Origin of the sequence: [Clostridium] citroniae WAL-17108 (genome assembly GCF_000233455.1) — a bacterium.
Classification (GTDB): Bacteria; Bacillota; Clostridia; order Lachnospirales; family Lachnospiraceae; genus Enterocloster; species Enterocloster citroniae.
In genome coordinates, this window is record NZ_JH376427.1 from 86210 (window position 1) to 109648 (window position 23439).

At 47.3% G+C, this 23439-nt stretch carries 21 protein-coding genes; 1 reads left to right on the forward strand and 20 read right to left on the reverse strand.

Features of this window, described 5'->3' with window-relative positions:
* Positions 1 to 234 precede the first annotated feature (234 nt).
* The 18 genes from HMPREF9469_RS22240 to HMPREF9469_RS22325 all read right to left on the reverse strand — a co-directional run bounded on the left by HMPREF9469_RS22240 (position 235) and on the right by HMPREF9469_RS22325 (position 20724).
* Positions 235 to 1440: a M20 metallopeptidase family protein gene (locus HMPREF9469_RS22240; protein WP_007867126.1), complete on the reverse strand. Its 1206-nt coding sequence runs from the start codon at positions 1438 to 1440 to the stop codon at positions 235 to 237.
* A gap of 9 nt (positions 1441 to 1449) precedes the next feature.
* Positions 1450 to 2787, reverse strand: a complete 1338-nt coding sequence (locus HMPREF9469_RS22245; protein ID WP_007867132.1) for an ABC transporter permease subunit — start codon at positions 2785 to 2787, stop codon at positions 1450 to 1452.
* Between the two features lie 2 nt (positions 2788 to 2789).
* Complete coding sequence (locus HMPREF9469_RS22250) at positions 2790 to 3872, reverse strand: ABC transporter permease subunit (RefSeq protein WP_007867135.1); 1083 nt, start codon at positions 3870 to 3872, stop codon at positions 2790 to 2792.
* Positions 3873 to 3874: 2 nt separating this feature from the next.
* On the reverse strand, positions 3875 to 5476 hold the full coding sequence (locus HMPREF9469_RS22255; RefSeq protein ID WP_007867138.1) for a sugar ABC transporter ATP-binding protein: 1602 nt from the start codon (positions 5474 to 5476) through the stop codon (positions 3875 to 3877).
* A gap of 186 nt (positions 5477 to 5662) precedes the next feature.
* Entirely contained in the window at positions 5663 to 6886 is a 1224-nt protein-coding gene (locus tag HMPREF9469_RS22260) for a DUF3798 domain-containing protein (RefSeq protein WP_007867140.1), read from the reverse strand.
* 547 nt (positions 6887 to 7433) lie between these two features.
* Positions 7434 to 8027 (reverse strand): FadR/GntR family transcriptional regulator, encoded by a 594-nt coding sequence (locus tag HMPREF9469_RS22265; RefSeq protein WP_007867142.1) that lies wholly within the window; start codon positions 8025 to 8027, stop codon positions 7434 to 7436.
* Positions 8028 to 8041: 14 nt separating this feature from the next.
* Positions 8042 to 8509, reverse strand: a complete 468-nt coding sequence (bcp, locus tag HMPREF9469_RS22270) for a thioredoxin-dependent thiol peroxidase (protein WP_007867143.1) — start codon at positions 8507 to 8509, stop codon at positions 8042 to 8044.
* Positions 8510 to 8686: 177 nt separating this feature from the next.
* Positions 8687 to 9316: a class II aldolase/adducin family protein gene (locus tag HMPREF9469_RS22275; RefSeq protein ID WP_007867144.1), complete on the reverse strand. Its 630-nt coding sequence runs from the start codon at positions 9314 to 9316 to the stop codon at positions 8687 to 8689.
* A gap of 19 nt (positions 9317 to 9335) precedes the next feature.
* Positions 9336 to 10676 carry a four-carbon acid sugar kinase family protein gene (locus HMPREF9469_RS22280; RefSeq protein WP_007867145.1) on the reverse strand — a complete coding sequence of 447 codons (1341 nt, stop codon included), beginning with the start codon at positions 10674 to 10676 and terminating at the stop codon, positions 9336 to 9338.
* The gene (gene iolC, locus HMPREF9469_RS22285; protein WP_007867146.1) at positions 10667 to 11653 is read right to left on the reverse strand and encodes a 5-dehydro-2-deoxygluconokinase; all 987 of its coding nucleotides are present in this window, start codon (positions 11651 to 11653) and stop codon (positions 10667 to 10669) included. Before iolC ends, HMPREF9469_RS22280 begins: the two co-directional genes overlap by 10 nt.
* Before the next feature lie 13 nt (positions 11654 to 11666).
* The gene (locus HMPREF9469_RS22290; RefSeq protein ID WP_197092166.1) at positions 11667 to 12452 is read right to left on the reverse strand and encodes a class I fructose-bisphosphate aldolase; all 786 of its coding nucleotides are present in this window, start codon (positions 12450 to 12452) and stop codon (positions 11667 to 11669) included.
* 75 nt (positions 12453 to 12527) lie between these two features.
* The gene (locus tag HMPREF9469_RS22295; protein ID WP_007867150.1) at positions 12528 to 13844 is read right to left on the reverse strand and encodes a TRAP transporter large permease; all 1317 of its coding nucleotides are present in this window, start codon (positions 13842 to 13844) and stop codon (positions 12528 to 12530) included.
* A gap of 17 nt (positions 13845 to 13861) precedes the next feature.
* Positions 13862 to 14419 (reverse strand): TRAP transporter small permease, encoded by a 558-nt coding sequence (locus HMPREF9469_RS30785; RefSeq protein ID WP_157140332.1) that lies wholly within the window; start codon positions 14417 to 14419, stop codon positions 13862 to 13864.
* A gap of 32 nt (positions 14420 to 14451) precedes the next feature.
* Positions 14452 to 15510, reverse strand: coding sequence for a TRAP transporter substrate-binding protein (locus HMPREF9469_RS22305; RefSeq protein ID WP_007867152.1), 1059 nt, complete (start codon positions 15508 to 15510; stop codon positions 14452 to 14454).
* 233 nt (positions 15511 to 15743) lie between these two features.
* Positions 15744 to 16511 (reverse strand): DeoR/GlpR family DNA-binding transcription regulator, encoded by a 768-nt coding sequence (locus HMPREF9469_RS22310; protein ID WP_007867153.1) that lies wholly within the window; start codon positions 16509 to 16511, stop codon positions 15744 to 15746.
* 198 nt (positions 16512 to 16709) lie between these two features.
* Positions 16710 to 18728: a PTS fructose transporter subunit IIABC gene (locus HMPREF9469_RS22315; RefSeq protein WP_007867155.1), complete on the reverse strand. Its 2019-nt coding sequence runs from the start codon at positions 18726 to 18728 to the stop codon at positions 16710 to 16712.
* Positions 18729 to 18751: 23 nt separating this feature from the next.
* A complete protein-coding gene (gene pfkB, locus HMPREF9469_RS22320; RefSeq protein ID WP_007867156.1) occupies positions 18752 to 19654 on the reverse strand; it encodes a 1-phosphofructokinase in 903 nt (300 codons plus the stop codon).
* A 215-nt stretch (positions 19655 to 19869) separates the two neighbouring features.
* The gene (locus tag HMPREF9469_RS22325) at positions 19870 to 20724 is read right to left on the reverse strand and encodes a MurR/RpiR family transcriptional regulator (protein ID WP_007867158.1); all 855 of its coding nucleotides are present in this window, start codon (positions 20722 to 20724) and stop codon (positions 19870 to 19872) included.
* A gap of 243 nt (positions 20725 to 20967) precedes the next feature.
* On the opposite strand from HMPREF9469_RS22325, the gene HMPREF9469_RS22330 reads away from it, so the two are divergent.
* Positions 20968 to 21633 (forward strand): phosphatase PAP2 family protein, encoded by a 666-nt coding sequence (locus HMPREF9469_RS22330; protein ID WP_007867160.1) that lies wholly within the window; start codon positions 20968 to 20970, stop codon positions 21631 to 21633.
* Between the two features lie 80 nt (positions 21634 to 21713).
* Here the strand turns inward: HMPREF9469_RS22330 and HMPREF9469_RS22335 are convergent, their stop codons facing one another.
* Together HMPREF9469_RS22335 and HMPREF9469_RS22340 are read right to left on the reverse strand one after the other, a co-directional pair.
* On the reverse strand, positions 21714 to 22733 hold the full coding sequence (locus HMPREF9469_RS22335; protein ID WP_040417148.1) for a glycosyltransferase family 2 protein: 1020 nt from the start codon (positions 22731 to 22733) through the stop codon (positions 21714 to 21716).
* Positions 22734 to 22857: 124 nt separating this feature from the next.
* Positions 22858 to 23310, reverse strand: a complete 453-nt coding sequence (locus HMPREF9469_RS22340) for a CPBP family intramembrane glutamic endopeptidase (RefSeq protein WP_007867164.1) — start codon at positions 23308 to 23310, stop codon at positions 22858 to 22860.
* Positions 23311 to 23439: the final 129 nt, after the last annotated feature.

Sequence of the window (23439 nt, forward strand, 5' to 3'; positions counted from 1 at the left end):
CTTATGAGCACTTAGCGCCTGTCTTTTAGGCGCTTACGTGCGATAGATGTCATCCCCACTTTGCGAGGTCTTCCACGAGCTTAGTGGGGTGGCTCCTTATGAGCACTTAGCGCCTGTCCTCTTAGGCGCTTACGTGCGATAGATGTCATCCCCACTTTGCGAGGTCTTCCACGAGCTTAGTGGGGCATTTACAAAAGCCCCCGCCAAACCGGAAGGTCAGGCGGGGGCTGTATCTTACATATCCTGCCAGTCAAATGCAAACTGGGTCATGACTGCCACGCCGGACCACAGGGTCTGTTCATTTAGGTCAAATCTGGAGCTGTGCTGGGGGAAATCCCTTTCATCCCCAAAGTTTCCGCCGTGATAGTAATACACACAGGGGACGCGCTTTGTAAACTCACTGAAATCCTCCCCGCCGGGAATTGCAATCTTTACCTCTATTACATTTTCCTTTCCCAGGACCTTTTCCGCGATGGGCACTAGTTTCTTTACCATCTCAGGGTCATTATCCGTTGCGCCCAGGTAATGCCCGTAACCAACCTCAGCCGTGCAGCGCATGGTCTTTGCCACTCCCTGGAAGATCTCCCTTAACCGCTGGTAATAGTACTCCTGGTCCTCCTCGTTGTTGGAGCGGATGGAACCCTCCAGACAGCAGGTATCCGGAATGATATTGTTCTTATCCCCTGCATGGAACATGCTCACCGCACAGATTGCGGGCTTGTTGGGCTGCTTCTCCCGGCTTAGCACGGCCTGAAGCTCCGTCACCGCATAGCAGGCGGCCAGCAGCGGGTCCACTCCCAGATGAGGCTCCGCGATATGGGCGCTCTTTCCGTGGAATTTTGCCCACCAGCCCGTGATACAGAAGGAGGAGGGTTCATGTGTCCAGCCGATCTGGGCCGGCGCCACCTCCTGAAACCTACTGGTACCGGAGTGATGGCCGATCATGGCATCCACCTTGGGATTTTCCAGGACACCGTCCTCTATCATCTTCAGCGCCCCGTTGTCGCCTTCCTCGCCGGGCTGCCATATCATTTTCACAGTCCCCTTCAGCTTATCCCTGTTCTCATATAAGATCTTCGCGATTCCCAGGCCCATGGCCGTATGGCCGTCATGACCGCAGGCGTGCATGCAGCCCGGATTCTTTGAGGCAAAGGAAAGCCCTGTCTCCTCCAATATGGGGAGGGCGTCACAGTCAGCCCGGATCCCCAGGCATTTTCCCGGAAGGGCGCCATGAATAACGGCAGCCACGCCGTGGCAGTCCTCACCGCCGATCCCTGAACGGACTTCATCGATCCCGATCTCCTCTAATACCCTGAGAATGATCTTCTCAGTTTCCACTGTCTTCATGCCAAGCTCCGGGCACTGGTGAAGTTCCCTTCTCCATCCTATGACCTGGTCCTCCACTGCCTTTGCAAAGTCCTTTGTATTGATATCTGACATACGTTCCTCCTATTTTGCATCCAGTTCAGCCAGCTGCTGACGGTTTTCTTCTTCAATTCTGCGCCTGTCCGCTGCAACCTTCTTCCACGCATATAGGATCAGGGATATGGCGATAATACCGTAACACAGGAATACGCGGAAATACTCGCCCAGCTGCGGGTCGTTAAAGAGCACCTTGCCGGCCAGCGGGGTCATGAAGAACAGGATATGGAACAGGATGGTTCCTGAGAACACCTGGCCCATGGTGGCCTTGTCAATGGATGCTCCGCCTACCAGCAGGGCTGCCACCGCATAGGTGCCCACCTGCTCATGACTGTTAAAGGTCTGTACATTTCCTATGTTCTGAAGGAAAATGATCTGTCCCCAGGATGCGATCACCGTTGACAGCACGGTTGCCACGATTCGGGTCTTATCCACATTGATACCGGCCGCTGTTGCCACCTGCATGTTCATACCCACGGTCCTGATGTCCTGCCCAAGCTTTGTCTTTGTTATGAACACCACCAGCAGGCAGACCGCCGCGATCACAATGGCTGTAAGCATGGGAATCTGTACAATGAAAAATGCCTTCTGCACTGATTTTACTGTTTTCATAAGGATCTGCAGGATTGCCAGTAAAATGGTGGCTGTTAAAAATCCCTTGGTTGTAAACAGCGCTTCTTTGACCTCCGACTTCTTTTTCATGATCTTATAGGCCAGGATGCACACGGTTACCGCCGCAAGGGCAGCCAGCAGCCATGGGAGCAGCTTTACAAACATCACCTTCCAGGCATTGTCCACCGCGTATTTTGTCTCGGCGTGGAAATCAATGGTGTTCCTAAGGCCCACGTAAATCGTCTCTCCTGCCTCATTTTGGGAATTCAGCATGATCTCAGGGTTTACCATAGGGATCACGCTTCCCACCATAAAGATAAAGATCAGGTCATACACGCCCACTGCAAAGAATCCAAGGATCATGCCTGTGATCATTTCCTGTCCCTTTACCTTATTAAAAAGGATTCCTGTAAGGGTTCCCAGAACAATGGACAAAGCGGTGGCAATGATGCCTGCCAGTATGATCCCCTTTAATCCGTCATAGCTCCAGTGGGTGATCAGGATCAGGCCGATCTCCCCTGCCATGGCTCCCAGAACAATACTGAAGTTCAGGCCCATGCCGCAAAGTACAGGAAGGATCAGTGATACAATGAGGATGGCGTTCCTGCCCACACGTGATACGGTCTCCGTGATCACATAGCTTGCATTCTGTCCGGATATCTTGATACTGGCCAGACACAGCAGGGTGAAGAGAATGGGAACCATATTGCCCTGAAGGAATTCTAACACTTTATTACGTTTTTTATTTTCCATGGTTATTTTCCTCCATTCGCTCTAATCTTGGTCAACGCGTACAAAATGATACCGTTCTGGACAATGATGCGGACTACCTCGGAAATGCTTCCCGCATTAATCACCGCATTGGCAACCGGAGTTGCCAGGGTCAGAAGGCACTGGAACAGGATAACACCCAGAACCACATTAAATACGCTGGCTTTTTTCGGTGTGGCACCGCCAATGAGGATCGCTGCCATGGCCGGAAACGCCATCATCAGAGGAGCGGAATAAAACTGGTAAAAACCATAGCTCTGTGAGTAGATATTGATCCCGATGGCCGCGATCACGGTGGAAGCCACAATACCGATGGTGCGGACCCTGTTGTTATTCACGCCCAGGGTTCTGGAAAAGCCCGGATTCACGCCGCTGCACCGCATGATGATCCCTGCCTTTGTCTTCATGAACAGCCACATAAGAAGGCAGCCCACGGCAAACACCAGTAAAAGTCCCGTTGACACGGAGAAATCCTTCCAATAGGGATTGTTCTGCAGAACGCCCATCTGCTTAAAATCAATGCGCAGAAAATTGTCCAGCACCTTGTCATAGTTGTCTTCCAGCGTCATGGTTGTACGCAGACCCACACCTGTGATGGGCCATACGATCTTGGGATTATTGTATGGAAGCACCAGCCACGCAATGGACATAAGGGATACAATGGAGAAGGCCATGTAGTTTCCTACCGTCATCTCAGACCCCTTTACATTATTCAGCAGCACCGCATAAAAGTAACCCGCAACAAGGGCAAAGGGGACGGATACGATACATGCGCCCCAGAAACCGGCCAGGCCGCTCCAGTTAAACTGTACTGCAATGGAACCGCCCAGAAGACCGCAGAGGATACCGATGGGAAGTCCGAAATTCAGTCCGGCTCCACAGACAATGGAAACCATCATTGCCAGCACCAGGAATCCGTTCATGCCGATACGCACCAGACAGTCGGAATAGATCATGCCCGGGTTAATCCCCAGGGGGAATACGGAAACGATCAGCAGCAAAAGGAATCCAATTACCACAAGGCGCGAAACGCCCAGGAAGTTAACAGCTCTTTTTATCTGGTTCATTCTTACATCGCCTCCTCATCTGCATCTTCTAATTTGGATCCGCTCATCAGCAGTCCGAATTTATAGTCCTTATCATCGGAACGGAGGATCCCGGCTATCTTTCCCTCTGTGACAATGGCAATGCGGTTGCATACGGAGCGCAGCTCAGCCAGCTCGCTGGAGGTGATAATGACCGTAACGCCTTTTTCCTTGTTCAGCTTCATCAGGGAATCCAGTATCATCTTTTTAGCGCCGATATCAATACCTCTGGTGGGCTCTGATACAAACAGGATATCAGGCTCCAGGGTCAGCGCCCTGGCAATACAAACCTTTTGCTGATTGCCTCCGGATAAACTCTTTACCGGCTGTGCATGGCCGGTACACCGGATATCCAGATCCTTGATCATTTTCTTGGCATATTCGATGGCGCCTTTCTTATCATAAAAGGGTATCCCGAATTTTTTCACTACAAATTTGTCCTTTGTCTTAAGGGCTGCGATGGCGATGTTCAGCTCAATGGACTCATCCAGCATCAGTCCCACACCGCGCCTGTCCTCAGACACAAATGCAATACCGTCATCCAGGGTGTCCTTTGTCTTTGTCACGTCCAGAACCCTGCCGTGTACCTTTACCTCCCCCTTGGAAGGGTAAAGTCCCATGACCCCGTTGGCAATGCTGATCTTTCCGTGGCCTGCAAGGCCTCCGATTCCGAAGATCTCACCTTTCTTTACCTGGAAGGTCACATCCCTGGCAACCTCCCCGGGCATGCTGACCCCAAAGTGGTTAAATTCCAGGCAGACCTCCCCGTTTTCCTCCTCATGGCCGATCTCCCGGTTGAGGATCTCAACCTCGCGGCCCACCATAAGCTGTGACATCTTCACCGTGCTCAGGTCAGCCGTGTGATAGTCTCCCACCATCTCGCCGTCCCTGAGGACAAATACATGGTGGGTGTTGTTCTTCACCTCATCCAGCTTGTGGCTGATAAAGATAAAGGCAATCCCCCGTTTTGCCACGGAGCGGACACAGGCCAGGAACTGCTCTGCTTCCGTCTCGGTAAGTACGGCCGTTGGCTCGTCCAGCACGATCAGCTTGGTATTTTTCTTATCCAGTTCCCTGGCTATTTCCACAAACTGCTTATATCCCACAGGAAGGCTTCCAACCCTGGTCTTGTCACTGAGTTCGATCCCCAGGGAATCCAGGGTCGATCTGGACTCCTTGTGCATGGATGCCCGGTCTACCAGATCCAGGCGTTTTCCAAAGACAAGGCTGGCCGGGGTCTTTTTTACATTTTCCCTGTTCAGCTTAATGTTTTCAGCAACATCATAACCATCGATAAGCATGAATTCCTGATGCACCATGCCGATTCCATATTTCATGGCCTCTATGGGCGACTTAATATTGACTTCCTCCCCGTCTATGAGAACGCTGCCCTTAAAACCTCCAGTTTGCTGGATCGCGGGCATACCAAAGAGGATATTCATAATGGTGGATTTTCCGGCTCCATTTTCACCGATCAATGCCACAATCTCACCAGGCTTGACTTTTATGCTCACATCTTTCAGGACTTTATTTCCAAAGAAATCCTTTTCAATGTGATTCATCTCTAATATGTATTTACTGCTCAATGTTCTTCTCCTTTCCAGTAACCCGAAGCTTTCTCAGGGTTGTACTTCCCCCAGTCCACGGAAAACTCACGTTTAAAGGGCTGTTTTTAAAAAAAGAAAGGATGCCTAGCGCTGCATCCCTTCCTTTTGAAAGCATCAGGGAAGTTTCATTCCCCATATAAAAATTGATAGAGAGAGATTTAACAATTAGAATCTTTCGTAGCTACACATAATGAAGAAGCCGTTGTCATATGTAGTTCCGCCGTCTGTAATGTTCTCTACGTCCACTTCGCCGCCGGCCGCATCGCTGAGGGTCTGCTTGAATACTTCTGCATCCAGCTTCTCTCCGTTTGTCTTGCCTTCGCAGAATGCTTCCGCATAAGCGTAGCTTCCTGTCATGAACAGGGTCATAAGAGGTGCGGTCCATGTTCCCATGTGGCCTGTCATGTCCGCCTCTGCCAGTTTCTCAGAAATAGCATTCATCATGTAATCAGAATCATATAACTTGTCTGCCGGTACCTCAATACCCAGAGCAGATGGGAAACCAACAAATGGAGAGGGGTCGGAAGGCATGGTAAAGTAGGACTTTGTATTAACCACGCACTTGATCATAGGCTCCTGCTGGCTGGTGTTGGTGCCAAAGAAAGCTGTCTCGGCGCCGTACTGGTCAACTGCACGCGGAACATCCTCTAATACGAACTGCTGTGTGCCGGAAGTGCCTGCATCCGACATTGGGTCAGGTGTGGTGGTCTCAACCAGGGTCAGGCCCAGCTCTGCACAGCGGTCCTTCATGTTCTGAAGACGGTCAGCGGTTGGCTGCCATGCCAGGTGGCGCGGGAAGGAATAGTGTACAAATGTCTTAGCGCCCATATCGCTTAACTCATCCACCATCTGGAAGCCCATCTTCGGAACGTTTGAGTGATAGAACACGTCACAGTTAGAAGATGTGGTAGCAGAGTCATCCTGATAGCCGGCTGCGATCAGAAGGATGTCAGGGCGTACTTCGCGGATCTTCTGGCAAGCTGCTGCAGTACCCTGTACAGCCTGGCTGAAAATGATCGCCTTTACATCCGGATCAGAAGCAAGGCTCAGGGCTGTGGAAATAGTGGTCTCCTGCTCAGTTGCAAATTTATCAGGGAATGTTGCCAGTACAACTGTGTCCGGATGCTGTTCCTGAAGCATCTCAGCTGCCCGGTAGCTCTCCTCACTCTGTGAAACCGTTGTGGTCATGATGCCAATCTTGTAATCTCCGGCTGCCTCTGCTGGAGCTTCGCTGCTCTCCGCCTCGCTGCCGCCTGCCGCTGCTTCACTTGCCGCTGTTGTTCCGGATGCAGCCGCCGTGGTGGATGGTGTGGAAGAGCCGCCGCCACAGGCTACAAGACTTGCCATCATGGAGATCGACAGCATTACTGATAAAATCTTCTTTGTCATAATCAAAATCCTCCTTTGGTATATTGTGTACTCCCGGAATCTCCGAGAGTGCACTAGTGCTTAACCCTCAGTTAAGCTGGTCACAGGACCATTAATATGTCAATTCCCGTCTGTTTTTACCCTCCTGCTTCCGAAAGGGCATTTTGCAAAATAGGTATGACGTATCACTAATTTGTATTATAACAATATGCCCATAGAACGTCAACATGTTTTTTATGCAAACTTAATAATATGTTAATATAATCAATAAATCTTTTATATATTTGTGCATTTTGTATAATTTATTAGACATTTTCTTACTTTTTACAATATATGGGTGGGTATTGGGGAACAAAAAATGGTATGATGTCTTTTTGTGTTTCACAAAGTCATCATACCACCTTACTATCGTTGTTTTCTATTATCACTGCATCTTATCAAAGTTTTTACATTTTATGTAATCTGTCACAAAAATTGTGCCAATCTGCGCCTGTTGGTCATCACGTGAAGCAGCATGGATTCCCTGGCCTCCCGGCAGTCATGTCTTTTAATAGCCTCAGTGATCTCTTTATACCCCCCCCCCCAATTTCCACCTTACAGTATCCTCCGGATAACTGTAATTGGTCAGCTCGGAAAAAATCCTTGCCGAAGATGTGATGATCGGTATCAGGCTGGCTGCAATACGGTTCTTGCTGCACACCGCGATCTGTGTATGGAAGGAAATATCACATTCCACATGGCTTTGACTGCACCTGATGCACTGCTCCGCCTCCTGGCAGCACCGCTCCAGCTCCTTCACATCCTCTTCCTCTGCATACTGTGCAGCCATGGCAGCGATCTCCGGTTCAATGATCACGCACATATCCACCATATCTTTTACGGTTTTTTCCTTGTTCTCCATAAGGCAAAGCCCCAGCGGGTCATCTGAAATCCCGTATTTTTCAGAAACAAAGGTTCCGGCCCCGTGTTTCACCGTCACAATGTTCCTGGATTCCAGTATCTTAATTGCTTCCCTTATGGTCCCCCTTCCCACACAGAGCATCTGAGCCAGGGAAAATTCGTTGGGCAGCTTGTCCCCCTTCTGAAGCTTCTGTTTCAAAATATAGTCAATGAGGGCCTCTGATATCTGTTCCGGCAGGGAGCGTTCTTCCTGTCTCTCCATATTATACCCCTTATCTATTCTGATGCCAGGTCCAGATACTCCAGTATCTCCTGGGCATTGGTGTCCGGCTTGGCCTTTTCAAACACTTTCTCGATCACACCTTTTTCATCGATCACATAGGTGCTTCTCACCACGCCCATGGAAACTTTTCCGTAAAGCTTCTTTTCCTTCCACACATCATATGCCTGAATGGCTGTGAGCTCAGGATCCGATACCAGGATAAAGGGAAGTTCATACTTGGCGGCAAAGTTGGAATGGGACTTCTCACTGTCCTTGCTGACCCCGATCACCTCCACGTTCCTCTGTTTAAAACCAATATAAGCTCCCGCAAACGCACACGCCTGCTTGGTGCATCCGGGGGTGTTATCCTTGGGGTAAAAATAAAGAACTACTTTCTTTCCTTGAAAGGAAGACAGTGTAACCTCATTCCCATCCTTGTCCTTTAATGTAAAATCCGGCGCTTTCACTCCTGCCTGCAGCATATCTATTTCCTCCTTATATTATATGGCATGCTCCCGGTGATTCCGGGAGTACACATGTGGAACGGGCTTAAAAAGTCCTTCCACTTCTGGAATCATATTATTCCAGCTTTGTCTGGTTGTCAAGCCCAGAGAAAGTCTTTATTCATACCGCCGGATGCGTAAAAATAATGATTTCACCTAAAACCCATCCCCTTTAAGGCATCTCCTCCGCATTATTAACCTGTCTCCTGCTAATAAAGCGATTTTCGCAGTATCTTCTGTCAGTTCTGCCAGCTCAAATCCAGCTTTTACACTCTGTTCCAAAATCAGTATGCCATGGGCTTTCATTAAAAATATTTTACTGGAGGGATTTTTCAGTATAGAGATCCGTGCTTTTTCAGCCAAATCTTTACTGCCTGGCTCTGCATAGGGAATCATTGGTACACAACCTAGTTTCAATTTTGCTGATGCTGTATATAAAGGCAATTCCTGGTCATATGCAGTAAAGGCAATGGAGCAGCTGGGGTGAAGATGAAGTACGCAATCCGCCATTGGTCTGGCAGCATAACAATTTAAATGCATGCGGTATTCCTTTGACAATACCTTATCCTCCCCTCCCTCCAGAATGCTTCCATCCTGCCTGCACAAAAGAATATCATCCCTTCCGAGATTTCTAAATGCCGCTCCACTGGCAGTTATAAGAAAATAATCGCTGCCGCATCGCACACTTATGTTGCCGCCGCTGGCAGATATAAGGCCCCTGTCATACATTAGTTTTGAATACATTATTATCTCATCTGTACATTGCCGTATAATATCTTTTGTCATGTTCCCTTCCTCCTGTCCCTCATTTGCCCATCATACGCTCCAAAGCCTGCTCACTTCCAATGCTGCCACCCTTTAATGCAATCCATTTTCCTCTATAACCGCCTTCTGTAATGATGCCCTCCGCTGTTCCAATTTCTCCGGACCGTTTCAGTGATATAACATGCATATCCAGCTGCTTCATGATCGACTGGGAAGTCTCCCCTCCTATGATTACAAGTCTGTCAAACATAGCATTTTTGCATATTCCATCTGCACATTCCGTGATGATGGATAAAATTTTTGAACTGGTGCCTTTTTTATAGGAATAGCGCTCTACTTTTGGTACAAGTATTGTATTTCCATGCTTCAGATTTTCAAGGTATTCGTTAACCGCCTTGTCAATAAGCATCTGATCGCCATCCAGTACCCGGTCAATATCAATCGTCACTTTTTGCAGCCCCAGTCTCATACTGTACTCAATCTGTCTCTTTGTGGCATCATAAGCAGATGCTGTAAAACAGGCGCATCTTTTCCCCGCACTTCTTTCACCTTTAATTTGTTCTATTATATTTTCATAATACGCGGTTTGCTCATAATAATCCTGTCCTGACATATACCATGACAACGCATCCGCAATGCCCAAAGACCCTGTCCACACGGCATTATGATATAAAGGCGCCAGTGATGATACGATCCGTTTCCCATCCTCTTTTGTAATTGCATCAAAAACAATGACCCTGTTCCCCTGACCAACAGCCCCGGCAACTCTTTCTATCAATTCCATTTGCGTACCCTTTACTATATCGATATCAATACATTCTATCCGGTATTGAATCCCTTTTTTTAAGATATCGGGAATAAATGATTGAGATGGCGGCATCACAGGATCTTTTGTATATAGGGATTTTTCCAATAAGCATCCTTCACAGTATTGATTCCCGTACAAAGTAAAGGTTCCAAGGTCAGGTGCGGAATCAACAATAAAACAGACAAGTTCTTCATTTGCCGACAGAATACCGTTTAATTCATAGGGATCCTGTCCCCTGAACCCTGTTCCGATTTTTTTCATAATGATCCGCGCGCTGTTGCACCCAATTTGCCGAAACATCTGGCAGTGCCTGTCAAAGGCTGTTTGTGCATCCGCGTTTCTTGTGGATAGATTGACACACATATTGTGATCTGACGACAAAATGATTTTATCCGGATCCAATTCCGTATATATAGTCAGTTCAATCCCCCTGTTTGTAAAATAGCTGCCCGAATCTGCCGCCCCTGTCAAATCATCCGTAATTGAAACTAATTGTTTCATGCCTTCCTTTCCAAAAAAGAACTGCCGGTCCTGCCTTAACGGCCCAACCGGCAGTTCTTTTTTTATCCGCATATATAGTCATTCTCTGTAATAAACCTATCGATCTGTTCCAGTGTAGGCGTTGAATCAGAACAGCTGTGTCCTGATATCGTAATGGAGGCAGCCGCAGCCGCATACATCAAGCACTTCTCTATGGTAAATCCACTGATTATCCCATAATTAAATGCACCTGAGTATGCGTCTCCTGCGCCGAATGTTTTGATCGCCTTCACAGGATATACCCCGCCATGATAGATATCCTCTTTGGTATATATACAGGAGCCTTCCTTTCCCCTTTTTATAGACACATATTCCGCCCCACGCTCAAGGAAATATTCTGCTGATTTCCTGTCATCCCTGTTTCCAGGAAGAAACATCCGCTCCATAACATCGAATTCCTCCCGCGTACCGATTACCATATCTGATTGAAGCGCTGCCATATGGTAATACACAGATGCTTCCTCCTCCGTATCCCACGTATCGGTCCTATAGTCTAAATCCAGTATGATCCTGGTGTTATTTTTCCTGGCATAGGACATGGCAAGAAAAACACTTTCCCTGGCAGGGCTATGTGTAAGTGATGTGCCGGATATCAGAAGCATTTTCCCATCGGCAATATATTTTTCATCGATTTCTGTGCACTGTATATTCAAATCCGCGCAATCCTGACGGTACATAAAATAACTGCACTTACCATTTTCTCTGATCTCTCCCATGGTCAATCCTGATCTTCTTCCCGTGTCATCAGTACGTATATGGGAAATATCCACACCTTTTCCATTCAAATAGGAACATATGAATCTTCCGAAAGCATCATCCGACACTTTTCCAATATATCCCACCTTCAGTCCAAGATTCGCCATGGCAACAGCGGTATTGGCCGGAGACCCTCCCACATATTTGGAAAATGTCTTTGCTTCTTCCATGGGCCCGGTTTCATTTGCATACAGGTCTACCGTTGCCCTTCCCATTGCTATTACATCCATTTTTCTAAATCTGTCCAATTGCATTATGTCATCTCCATCACTCATGTTCCAGCTCTTCCAAAAGTTCCATTGCTTCTTTCACTGAATATCCGCCATGTATGATCGACTTTACTGCTTTGACCATGGGAGTGATTTTAGGATACTGTATAATAAACCTGCCATAGGTAACTCCCACTGCACCGGAGTCCAGTACATCCTTTGTCATTTTCAACAATTCCTGAGGAGTCCGGCAGTTATCGCCTCCAGCAATGGCAACCATACTGGGGGTTCCTTCCACTACCCTTGCAAAACTTTCCGGATCTCCCGTATAATTCGTCTTGATCAGATCAACTCCCAGCTCTGCCGCAGCTCTTGTTGCATACAGTATATTTTTCCAATCATATCTTGCATCATCTTTTAAGCAGTTTCCTCTTGGATATATGTGGGATATGACAGGCATTCCCAGTTCTTTTGCTTTCTTACAGTAATCGGCCAGCGTAGATAACTGCTGCGGCTGTTTGTCTCCGCATACAATACACCCGATGGACACTGCGTCCGCCCCCAGTCTTACACCTTCCTCTACCGTGGCCACCGGTGTGTCAAAATCCGGCTGGTAGGGCGAAAAAGTAGTGCATTTCAATACCAAGGGGGTAATACCTGCATGTTGGCCAAAGCACCGTTCTGCCAATCCTTTATGCATGGTTATAGCATCCGGTCCTCCTGCACACATATCATCTATGGTCTGCTGGAAGGTATCAAGTCCTCTCATAACTCCCCTGGCCATACTGTGGTCCACAGTCAATCCGAAATATCTGCCGTCCTTTTCAGGCATTAACCGGCGCATTCGTGCACTATATCCCATGAATTCCATCAATCATCACCTTTACCTTTCTTAAATTATTATCCGGGTATATTTTATTTACGTAAACAGATTAACAAAAAACATTAAATATCCAGGACAAAGAGTTGTGACCAAAACCGCCGCCAGACCAACTATGATAAAGGGTACTGCTTCCTTTACTGTGTCTGTAAATGTAGCTCCTGCGATTTTCTGTCCCACAAATATCCCCACTGCAAAAGGCGGTGTCAAAAATCCCACGCACATATTCACAAGCATGATCGCGCCAAAATGGATCGCTGTAATACCATAAGCGTTCATTGCTACCGGAAGAAGAAGCGGCGTCATGATCAGAATTGTGGCGTTAATATCCATAAATGTTCCCATAAACAGAAACAGGATATTAATCATTAAAAGGAAGCCGCCTCTGGTTGAAATGGACTGTGTAATGAGGTTTGAAAGGAAACCGGAGACCCCGGTGAGTGTTATCACTTTCCCTGCAATAACCGAAAAAGCGTTTAACAATCCGATCACAGCTGTTGATGCACCGCTGATCGCCGCTATGGTAAGGAAATCGACCTTGATCGCTTTCTTATTTACAAACCATAAGATCAGATAATAAAAAATGCCATATACCGCACTTAACGCGCCGGCTTCCGTAGGCGTACAAATACCGCCATATATACATCCGTATATAATAACAGGCATGAGTAACGCTGGAATTGCACGGAATGTGTTTTTTCCAAACTCTGCCAGCCGTTCAGTTCCGCTTATGGAAACTGCCTCCGGCTTTGGAAGATGGCGCCCAATCCTGCAATAATTAACAGCAATATATCCAACCATAAAAATAAGCGCCGGTCCAATAGTGACCATCCAGACATCCGATATTTTAATTCCCGCCGACAGCGCGTACATGATTCCCGGTACGGACGGAGGAATAAGGATCCCTAAAAAGCATGTAGCTGCCAGTAATGCCGCCACATAACCTCTGGGATATTTCTCTTTTTCCATTTCCGGCTGAACAATTTTTCCAATAGCGGATATTGTTGCCATAGCAGAACCGGTAAGCACGCCAAAGGCCATGGATGCAAGAATGGTTATGATTCCAAGGTTTCCCCTTACCCTGCCTATAATACCTCCGATCCAGTTTATCAGCATTTTGGAAATGCCGCTGTACTCCATCAATGTACCGGCATATATGTAAAACGGTATTGCCAGGAAAGAAAAGCTGTCCAAGGAGGACCATGCATACTGTGCAACCGTAACCACATCATGGCCCCCAGCCATAAACACAACCATGGAGGCAATTCCCAATGCGTAGCTAACAGGAATCACAAAAACAATTGCCACAAATAAAAACGTACCTATAAATACCAATAATGCTGTTAATGGTGTCATATCTTATTCCCCTCCCTTCATTCTGCATTAACGGATACAGGCCAAATATTGCACAGTATCCTGTATACCCCATGCCACACCGTAATAAGGGATCCAATAAGTACGGGGAAATATACAATCCACATAGGAATATGCATTGTCTGGGATGTCTGGCTTCCTCCAGCTATGAACATAATGTAATTCCCAAATACCCAGCAAAAACCAAGGAGAAACACCACTGTTATCACCAGACCTACTGTTTTTAACAGCAGAATGATCCTGTCTTTTGTTGCAGCGCTTATCCCTTTCAATGATTTGATAATGGTAGGCGCTATATCAATCTCTATCTGTCCCCCGGTATGGAGCGCATATCCCCCTCCCAGATAAGCCATCCACACAAACAGATACCGTGCCAATTCTTCTGCCCACGGGGTAGAGATCAGTAATATGTAACGGCAGACAACCTGAATAAAAATAGCTATAACAAGAACAATGGTGCAGAACGTAAGCACAATCTTTTCAAAATAAAGAAAGCAGTGATTTATTTTTTCAAATACATTCATATTATGCGATCTTGTTGATTTACTTTCTCCCATATACATTCTCTCTTTCATGCAGCTTTAAAACCTTATTTTTTATAATCTCCGCTGATGATCATATCCATGATATCTGCCGGATATTTGCCTTTTGATTCTTCCCATATTTCTTCATAAATCTTTTGCAGCCCAGCCTTCATGTCCTCTGACGGCTGTGATACCACCCACTGTCCGCTGTCAACACCGCTCTTCACCAGTTCATCCGTTGTATTCCTGAAATATTCCGTAAACTCCGCTGATGCTTTCCTTGCACACTCCGTAAACATATCCTTGTCATCATCGCTTAAGGTGTTCCAAAATTTAGGGCTTGATACAAAACATCCGCCGGAATAGCAGTAGTTCAGTTCCGTAATATACTTTATAACATCTGTTAACCCCTGATTTACATAATTGAATACCGCATTATCAAGACCGTCTACCGTCCCTGTCTGGATAGCTGACAATACTTCAGACCCTGGAATTGAAACAGGAAGGGCACCGCATTTCTCATAGAAGGATTCTACAGAGGCTACAGAAGGGATTCTGATTTTCAGTCCTTTCAGATCGGACATGTCAGTTATCTCACGCTTCATATTCCCCACCTGCCTGAAACCATTACAGAAAGAACTGATTCTGATTATGTTGTTCTCTTCCATGATCTTTGCAACCTGGTCTGCAATCCATCCCTCATTATAATATTGATCTGCCTCATCATAGTCTGATACAAGACCGGGAAGCCATGCAAATCCCAGTTTTCCATCAAGAATGCCATCAATTGACATATCATCGTTCAGATTGAAATCCAATGTACCCATCTGTATCATCTGGGCTGTATCCGCAGCAGAGCCCAGTGAACTGGCCGCAAGAACCTCACCCACATACTTCCCCTCTGAAGCCTCGGCAACGTAATCCACGAATAACTGGCAGTATTCTGCCCGTTTAGGCGAATCTGATGTAATTGTAAATTTAATAGTTTCCCCGCTCCGTTCAGCTGCCTCCACATTCTGACCTCCGCCTGAGGTTGTTGGCACAGCGGTCTCTTTTCCTCCGCATCCGTACAGTATCGTACTGGCAATTGAGATTGCGGCAATGAGTGTCATAATTTTTTTCATTTGAAAGTTCCCCCTTCTTTGTAAAAATCATTGGATAATGCTACAATAATCATCTGTGGTTTCGCCATTATAGTATCACTTAATGGTTATCTTGTCAATATATTTTGATGATATTATGGTTTATTTTGATTGTTTTATGGTTTTATTATGGTTATATTTTGGTTATACAAAAAAATCCATGAATTGGTAAATTATACCAGTCCATGGATATGATTTGCATCATATTAATTTCACTAAACAACAATAATTTCACAGCCGCATTGCCGGATACTCTCCATCATCTCATCAGACGGAGGCTGGTTTGTAATAATGGTGTCAATCTGTTCCAGGGATCCATAGGATTTTATGGTCACCTTTCCAAATTTAGTATGATCAACCAGCAAATATACCTCCTGGGCACGGTTAACTGCAGTTACCTTTAATTCATTATCAGAAAGAAGGGAATTCATAACACCATATTGTACAGTTACGCCGGTTGCTGCCATGAATGCCTTGGTAAAATTATAGCTTGAAAGTATTTCCGCGCTCCTCTCATCAATACTTGTAAAGGAGTAGTAGTCCCTGTTCAGGATACCTGAAAATGTGATAATCTGAATATTAGGATATTGCAGGGCTCTTATAATAAAATCCAGATTATTTGTCAGCACTGTGACGTTGAGATTCTTTATGTAATCCACCAGATTACACACCGTAGAACCGGAATCCACAAAAATATAATCTCCGTCATTTATAAATTCTGCCGCTCTTTCTGCAATTCTTTTCTTTTCCTCCAGCATCAGGTGTCCCCGCGTATTAAACGGAAGCATTCCAACATCATAGTTCTGGATCGTACTGGAAACACCCCCGTAATTCTTTACAATGCTCCCCTTCTTCTCTAACTCTATCAGATCCCTGCGTATTGTATTTTTAGACACTCCAAATTTTTCACACAACTCTTCAATCGTAGCATTCTGTGCTTTCTGGATATATGCTTCCTCTTGTTCAATCCTTTTTATCTTCATACTGCTCCTTATTTAAATCATATTAACTTTACCATAATATTACCAACATTTATCCAACCTGTCAATGAACCGCTAAAATATGATAGCTAAATGCAATTTAAAAATAACAGAGCGGCCTAAACCGCTCTGCTGTCTGTGTACATCTTTTTTATTATACCAAATACTCCCCTTATAAGCACCCGGTACCTGTTTCATTCATCATTGCCGTGCATTCTTCTTAAGGAATCCCAGGATCACACAGCCCACGGCCGCTCCCACGACAACGGCTGCCAGATACATAAATGGATTTCCAATGGTGGGCAGTACGAAGATACCTCCGTGGGGCGCCCGCAGCGTACAGCCAAAGGCCATGGAAAGACCGCCTGCCAGGGCAGACCCGATGATACAGGAAGGGATTACCCTCAGCGGATCCTGTGCCGCAAAGGGGATTGCACCCTCTGTGATAAAGGACAGTCCCATGACATAGTTCACAATACCGGACTGGCGTTCTTTATCCGTGAACTTCTTCTTAAAAAATGTGGTACACAGCGCAATGGCAATGGGTGGAACCATTCCGCCCGCCATAACGGCTGCCATGACCTCAAAGTTTCCCTCAGCCAGCTGCGCTGTCCCGAATACATACGCCGCTTTGTTAAACGGGCCGCCCATGTCAATGGACATCATTCCACCCAGTACCATACCCAGCACGATCCTGCTGGCTCCGCCCATACCGCCAAGGAACCTGGTCAGCCCGTCATTGATCATGCCCATATATGGATTGATAAACGTGGTGACCACAGCTGCCAGGAAAATGCCGATCACGGGATATAAGAGCACGGGCTTAATACCCTCCAGCGATTTGGGCAGCCTGGAGAAAAGCTTTCTCAACCCTACCACAATATAGCCGCCTACAAAACCCGCAAACAGGGCGCCGAGGAAACCTGCGTTCACATCACCGCCTGCGGGATTGGCAAAGGTGGACCCCATCTTTGCGATCATGCCAGCCACAAGGCCCACAGCCAGACCTGGGCGGTCGGCAATGCTCATAGAGATAAATCCGGCCAGGATCGGCAGCATCATGCCGAATGCCTGCTCTCCAATGGTCTTTAGATATGCTGCCAGAGGCGTATTCTTGCCAAAGTTTGACGGATCAATGGAATAATCGTCAAAGAGGAACGCCAGGGCGATCAGGATACCGCCTCCGATCACAAAGGGAAGCATATGGGACACGCCATTCATCAGGTGCTTATAAACAGTACGCCCCAGGCTGTCATTGCCGTCCTCTATTCCCGTACTGCCCGCTGCCCCGGTATGGTGATACACCGGTACAGTGCCGCTTACAGCCCGCTTAACCAGATCCTCCGCCTTGTGGATACCGTCCGCCACAGGAACCATGATAACCGGCTTGCCGTCAAACCGCGCCATTTCCACGTTCTTATCCGCTGCAATGATAATGGCATCCGCCCCGGCGATCTCTTCCCTGGTGAGTACGTTCTGGGCGCCGCCGGAACCGTCCGTCTCAGCCTTTAAAGGAATCCCCAGCTTTTTACCTGTGTTCTCCAGGTTTTCCGCGGCCATATAGGTATGGGCGATCCCTGTGGGGCAGGCTGTGACCGCCAGCACCCGGTAGCCCTTTATTTCCGCCTTGACGCTGCCGGCATTTCCGCTTGCAGGCGCTCCCGCATTTGCACCTTCTGATGCTCCGTCCTTCACACCCCCAGACTCTTCTGTACCCTTCTTTCCGCCCTCTGACGCCTCCGCTCCCTCCGGGGCGCCAAATCGAGCCACCTCTGCTTCATCAATGATCTGTAAGAACTCTTCCTTGGACTTTGCAGCAATGAGTCCTTCCTTGAATCCCGGATTCATCAGCAGCGTGGACAGACGTGACAATGCTTCCAGGTGGACATCCGCTCCCTCTGCCGGAGCCGCGATCATAAACAGCAGATGGGCCAGCGAGCCGTCAAATGCATCGTAGTCCACCCCTTCAGGCACCACCATGGCTGCCAGTCCCGGCGTCCCCACCGCTTCCACCTTGGCATGGGGAATGGCAATCCCTTCACCGATCGCCGTGCTTCCCAATCCTTCCCTTGCAAGGATCCCTTCTTTATAACCGGCCTTGTCCTTCAGCCGTCCGCCCGCATCCATCAGGGATACCAGCCGGTCAATGGCCTCCTCCTTGGAAGACACCTTTACATCCAATTCAATACTTTCTGTTTTTAATAATTCAGTTATACGCATAAAAGATCGCCCCTCCTGCTTCATCAAAGTGTTTCAAACAACTTCATAATAAGGTCTTTTGTCCCGATCCCATCGGAAAACGCAGTGGCGCCTCCGCAGGCGGTCCCCAGTTTCAGCGCATGCCGGTAATCTCCGGTGTCCAGATATCCGGCGATGAATCCGGCCACCATGGAATCCCCTGCGCCCACGGAATTTTTTACCGTGCCCTTTGCAACAGCCTGTTTATGCACCTGGCCGTCCTCAGATACCAGGATGGCTCCGTCCTTTGCCATGGACACCAGCACGTTCACCGCTCCCATGTCCTGAAGCTTTCCCGCATACTCCACAATCTCCTCATCTGTGGACAGTTCTGTCCCAAACATCTGCCCCAGCTCATGGTTATTGGGCTTGATCAAAAACGGATGATACTTTAAGACATTAAGCAGCAGGTCCTTTTCCGCATCCACAACGATCCTGATCCCTCTGCCGTCCAGGCGTTCCATGATACGCTCATAGATCGTGTCATCAATGGCTGCCGGTATGCTTCCGGAAAGCACCAGCACATCCCCCTTAGTCAGTCTGCCCAATTTTTCAAAAAGTTTCCTCACATCATCCGGGGTGATCTGCGGCCCCATGCCGTTGATCTCACTTTCCTCATCGGATTTCAGCTTCAGGTTAATCCGGGACATTCCATTTTCTACCTTAATAAAGTCAGACCCGAATCCCAGCGCCTTTACTCCCCTCTCAATTTCCTCTCCTGTGAATCCTGCCACAAACCCCAGAGCCGTACTTTCATACCCCAGATTTGCCAGCAGCGCCGAAACGTTGATGCCTTTTCCACCATAAAAGATGTTTTCCCTGACCGTCCGGTTGACGCTTCCCAGTGTGAAATGATTTACGGTTACCACATAGTCCAGTGCTGGATTGAATGTTACTGTGTAAATCATATATCACTTACCTCTCTATTCATGAAAATATATTTCTTTGTTGTCTTAATCATAATACGATATTACATTTTCGTCAATAGTTATTTATAAGAAATTATATTTCTTATAATATTTCTACACAATGCACAAACAGGCTGCCTGTTTATGTAAAAAGCCGCCTGTTTTTTGTATATTATGTTCAGTTTTTCGTTTGTATATTTACAATAATCCCCAAATCATCGTTTGTCCGGTGATATAGCCTTTTCATGGCGCCGTATATGTTCCACGGCATCCTTTTTACTTGACAGCAGCAAAAGATACAGGATCTCCATCACAGCGGTTGCCGTCACTCTTGAAAACCAGAATTCCTCGGTGAGCAGCTTCTCTCTGGTGGCTGTGACGATCTTATGATCACAGATCTCAGCCAGGGGAGAACTGCTGTTGTTTGTAATAAGGATCAGGGTACACCCATTTTCCTTTGCCCCTTCCGCCAGGGCCTGAAGCCGCTTGGAAGAACCGGAATTAGAAATGACCAGCACCACATCCCGGGGCCCCAGATTAAAGGCATAGGCCGCCTGTGCCTCCCAGATATCCCCGGCCACAGCCGCGATCCCCAGCTGGTTCAGCTTAAATGCCCCGTCCAGTGCAACGGGAATGGTATTGCCCACCGCGGCCAGCTGCACCATGCGGGCATGCTCCAGCTTGTCAAGAATCTGCTCCAGCTGGGTCACATCCATCATATTCACGGTCTCGGTCAGTTCAGCCACTTTATTGGCAAGGATATTCTGCAGGGACTGGGAAAGTTTGTCCCTGTTTATTTCATTGGACACATTTACATCCCCCCGCTCTTCCTCCAGCACCTCCCTGGCCAGAGCCAGCTTCAGGCTGTGAAACCCCTTAAACCCGCATCTTCTGCAAAAACGTGACACAGTGGCATCACTGGTGCCGCTGGCCCTGGCCAGTTCCCCCACCGTCATATCCACCACCTCTGCCTTGTGCTCCATCATATAATCTGCTATCTTTTTCTCAGCCTCAAAAAATCCGTCATAGGAGGAGCAGATAACCCCCAGCGCACTCCGTGTCTCTCCCATATCACATTCCGTCCATTCTGTGTAAATTTATTTCATGTTTTAAATATAGCACATAAAAATTAAAAATAAAAGTTGTTTTTCGTCATATATTATAATGCTTTCTAAAGCTTTATTAACTTTTTGGGAACCCCCTTGTTTTTCGATTTTAAGTGTGCTATAATCTCAGAACGCTAACATAAATTTAACACTTTCTTTACATTTGTGTCAAATTTATCCTTCCTTATTGAGAAAGAGGCTGGTATTATGAAAGGTATAAAAGCATTTCTTTACAAGTACAGGCACATGTGGGTTTTATCCTATGCATTTATCTATATCCCATGGTTTTGTTACCTGGAAAAGACTGTTACCCGCAACTACCACGTTATGCACGTGGCACTGGATGATTTCATCCCATTTAACGAATATTTTATTGTTCCCTATATGATGTGGTTTTTATACGTGGCAGGGACCATTCTCTATTTCCTGTTCACCAACAGGGAGGACTATTACAGGATCTGCATTTTCCTGTTTTCCGGCATGACCATCAGCCTGATCATCTGCACCTTTTTCCGTAATGGTACAGACTTCAGACCGGTACTGGAACCGGGCAAGAACATATTCACCACCATGGTGGCCGCTCTTTACAGGACCGATACACCCACCAATGTGTTTCCCAGCATCCACGTTTATAATTCCATCGGTACCCACATAGCTATCATGAAAAGTGAGTCCCTCAGAAAACGCCCATGGATAAGGGCATGTTCCGGCATACTGATGGTTTCCATCTGTCTGTCCACAGTCTTCCTGAAACAGCATTCCGTCATTGATATGATCGGAGCAGCTATCATGGCCTATGTGATCTACGGCATTGTCTATGGATACAACTGGTCTGCTGAAAGCAAGAAGGTCAGGGAAAAAGCCCTTGGTTAACGGCTCAGGGCATAACTATAATAAATGGCGTCCCCCAGGGGACGCCGTTTTAATTTCATAATAGTAACTGTTCAGGACACTCAGTTAAATCCATAAAACTTCTGTGTGATCTTATACCCCAGGATCAGGAGCTCCCTGCCGCCCTTTCCCGGGAGATTGCATCCCTGTCCCAGGAATCCCAGCCGTAAGCGCAGGTACAGGGGCAGGTTCAGTTTCTTCAGATACTGCCACAGTTCCTTTTTCTTTTCCAGGTTTTCCTCCGTGCCGGACTTGATGGCAAGGACAGATGAAACCGTCATCATGATCTCCAGGTACTGTATCATATAATGGCGCAGCTTCCTGCTGCTGATCTTCATCACGTCATAATATCCCAGCATCAGCTTTGTGACCAGCAGCTGCTGGTCAATGCGTCCGATCATCACAGCCTCATTCACCGACTGGTCCTCCCTGCCGATAAAATAACGGTAAAAGTTCACATCCAGATAATAGATATTCTTCACATGGGGCAATGGCTGGTATACAAAAATATTGTCCACATAAAATGTATGCTTGGGCAGTTCCAGACCGCACTGGCGCAAAAGTCCTGTCCGGTAGATCACGGAATGCATCAGGATATATTGACCTGTCATAAAAAACTTGACCTCATTCCATCCAAACACCTTATCCTTTGGAAAGGCAGTGTGATACTTCATCACCTTTTTCCGCCTTGCTCCCTGCTTTTCATACACAAAATTGGTGACCAGCATGTCCAGGGTATCCTTGCCGTACACAAAACGGCGCAGTGTTTCCAGAACACTCCGGAACGCCTCCTCATTTACCCAATCGTCACTGTCCACCACTTTAAAGAAAATACCCCTGGCATTCTTAAGACCTGTATTCACCGCTTCTCCGTGTCCGCCATTTTCCTGGTGGACCGCGCGGCAGATATCGGGATATCTCTGTGCATATTCGTCTGCAATCTCTGCTGTCCTGTCCTTGGCGGACCCGTCATCCACAATGATGATCTCCACCTCGTCCCCGCCGGTAAGCAGGGTCTGGATACAATGTTCCATATAACGTTCCGAATTATAGCAGGGTATTGCTACGGATAATAATTTCACTTTTTCTCCTCCTGTTCCTTGCCCGTTATGGGCATTCCATGTCTTCACCGCAGACACCTGCCTGTACTGCACGTAGCATGTACAGTGCATGTCCTCCCGGACGGATGAGGGCATGTCCTCTCCATCACAGCCCAAACACCACCAGGGACGCCAGGTTCGCTGCCCCGTGCATGAGCACTGCCATAAGGTATTTCCTATAAATGCTGGTCTCATACCCCCATGCCAATATCATTCCGATCGTGAACGCGTAAATGCCCTGGATCCAGTTTCCGTGATACAGCCCAAACGCCAGGGCTGAAATAAGGGAGGAAGACCAAAATCCCATATAACCTCTGAGCCAGCCGTAAAGAAGCGCGCGGAATATAAGTTCCTCTGCCAGGGGCGCGGCTAACAGCGTGGATGCGAGAAACCGGATTCCATGGAGGGATGCCGGTTCCATGGCTGCCTCGTAAGCAGCCAGGCTGCTCTCCGGCCACGGAATGACCCTTACCAGCAGGTTCCCAGCCACGGCAGCAGCTGTTATTAATGCTATGCGCAGCTGCCATCCCTGGGGCAGCAGCTCTCTTCCATCCTTCATAACCGCCTGTCTTCCTGTTTTCATTCTGCTGACAGTATAGCATGACTGTATGGGATTTGCCACTATATTTTATCTCTTTTCATTGCATTTTTTCCCAATTTCCCCTATAATAATCTTATTTATACAACA

Coding starts and splice junctions, on each gene's coding strand:
- HMPREF9469_RS22240 (WP_007867126.1), bottom strand. CDS start 1,440: ATGTCAGATATCAATACAAAGGACTTTGCAAAGGCAGTGGAGGACCAG.
- HMPREF9469_RS22245 (WP_007867132.1), bottom strand. CDS start 2,787: ATGGAAAATAAAAAACGTAATAAAGTGTTAGAATTCCTTCAGGGCAAT.
- HMPREF9469_RS22250 (WP_007867135.1), bottom strand. CDS start 3,872: ATGAACCAGATAAAAAGAGCTGTTAACTTCCTGGGCGTTTCGCGCCTT.
- HMPREF9469_RS22260 (WP_007867140.1), bottom strand. CDS start 6,886: ATGACAAAGAAGATTTTATCAGTAATGCTGTCGATCTCCATGATGGCA.
- HMPREF9469_RS22265 (WP_007867142.1), bottom strand. CDS start 8,027: ATGGAGAGACAGGAAGAACGCTCCCTGCCGGAACAGATATCAGAGGCC.
- bcp (WP_007867143.1), bottom strand. CDS start 8,509: ATGCTGCAGGCAGGAGTGAAAGCGCCGGATTTTACATTAAAGGACAAG.
- HMPREF9469_RS22275 (WP_007867144.1), bottom strand. CDS start 9,316: ATGACAAAAGATATTATACGGCAATGTACAGATGAGATAATAATGTAT.
- HMPREF9469_RS22280 (WP_007867145.1), bottom strand. CDS start 10,676: ATGCGGATAAAAAAAGAACTGCCGGTTGGGCCGTTAAGGCAGGACCGG.
- iolC (WP_007867146.1), bottom strand. CDS start 11,653: ATGCAATTGGACAGATTTAGAAAAATGGATGTAATAGCAATGGGAAGG.
- HMPREF9469_RS22290 (WP_197092166.1), bottom strand. CDS start 12,452: ATGCGCCGGTTAATGCCTGAAAAGGACGGCAGATATTTCGGATTGACT.
- HMPREF9469_RS22295 (WP_007867150.1), bottom strand. CDS start 13,844: ATGACACCATTAACAGCATTATTGGTATTTATAGGTACGTTTTTATTT.
- HMPREF9469_RS30785 (WP_157140332.1), bottom strand. CDS start 14,419: ATGGGAGAAAGTAAATCAACAAGATCGCATAATATGAATGTATTTGAA.
- HMPREF9469_RS22305 (WP_007867152.1), bottom strand. CDS start 15,510: ATGAAAAAAATTATGACACTCATTGCCGCAATCTCAATTGCCAGTACG.
- HMPREF9469_RS22310 (WP_007867153.1), bottom strand. CDS start 16,511: ATGAAGATAAAAAGGATTGAACAAGAGGAAGCATATATCCAGAAAGCA.
- HMPREF9469_RS22315 (WP_007867155.1), bottom strand. CDS start 18,728: ATGCGTATAACTGAATTATTAAAAACAGAAAGTATTGAATTGGATGTA.
- pfkB (WP_007867156.1), bottom strand. CDS start 19,654: ATGATTTACACAGTAACATTCAATCCAGCACTGGACTATGTGGTAACC.
- HMPREF9469_RS22325 (WP_007867158.1), bottom strand. CDS start 20,724: ATGGGAGAGACACGGAGTGCGCTGGGGGTTATCTGCTCCTCCTATGAC.
- HMPREF9469_RS22330 (WP_007867160.1), top strand. CDS start 20,968: ATGAAAGGTATAAAAGCATTTCTTTACAAGTACAGGCACATGTGGGTT.
- HMPREF9469_RS22340 (WP_007867164.1), bottom strand. CDS start 23,310: ATGAAGGATGGAAGAGAGCTGCTGCCCCAGGGATGGCAGCTGCGCATA.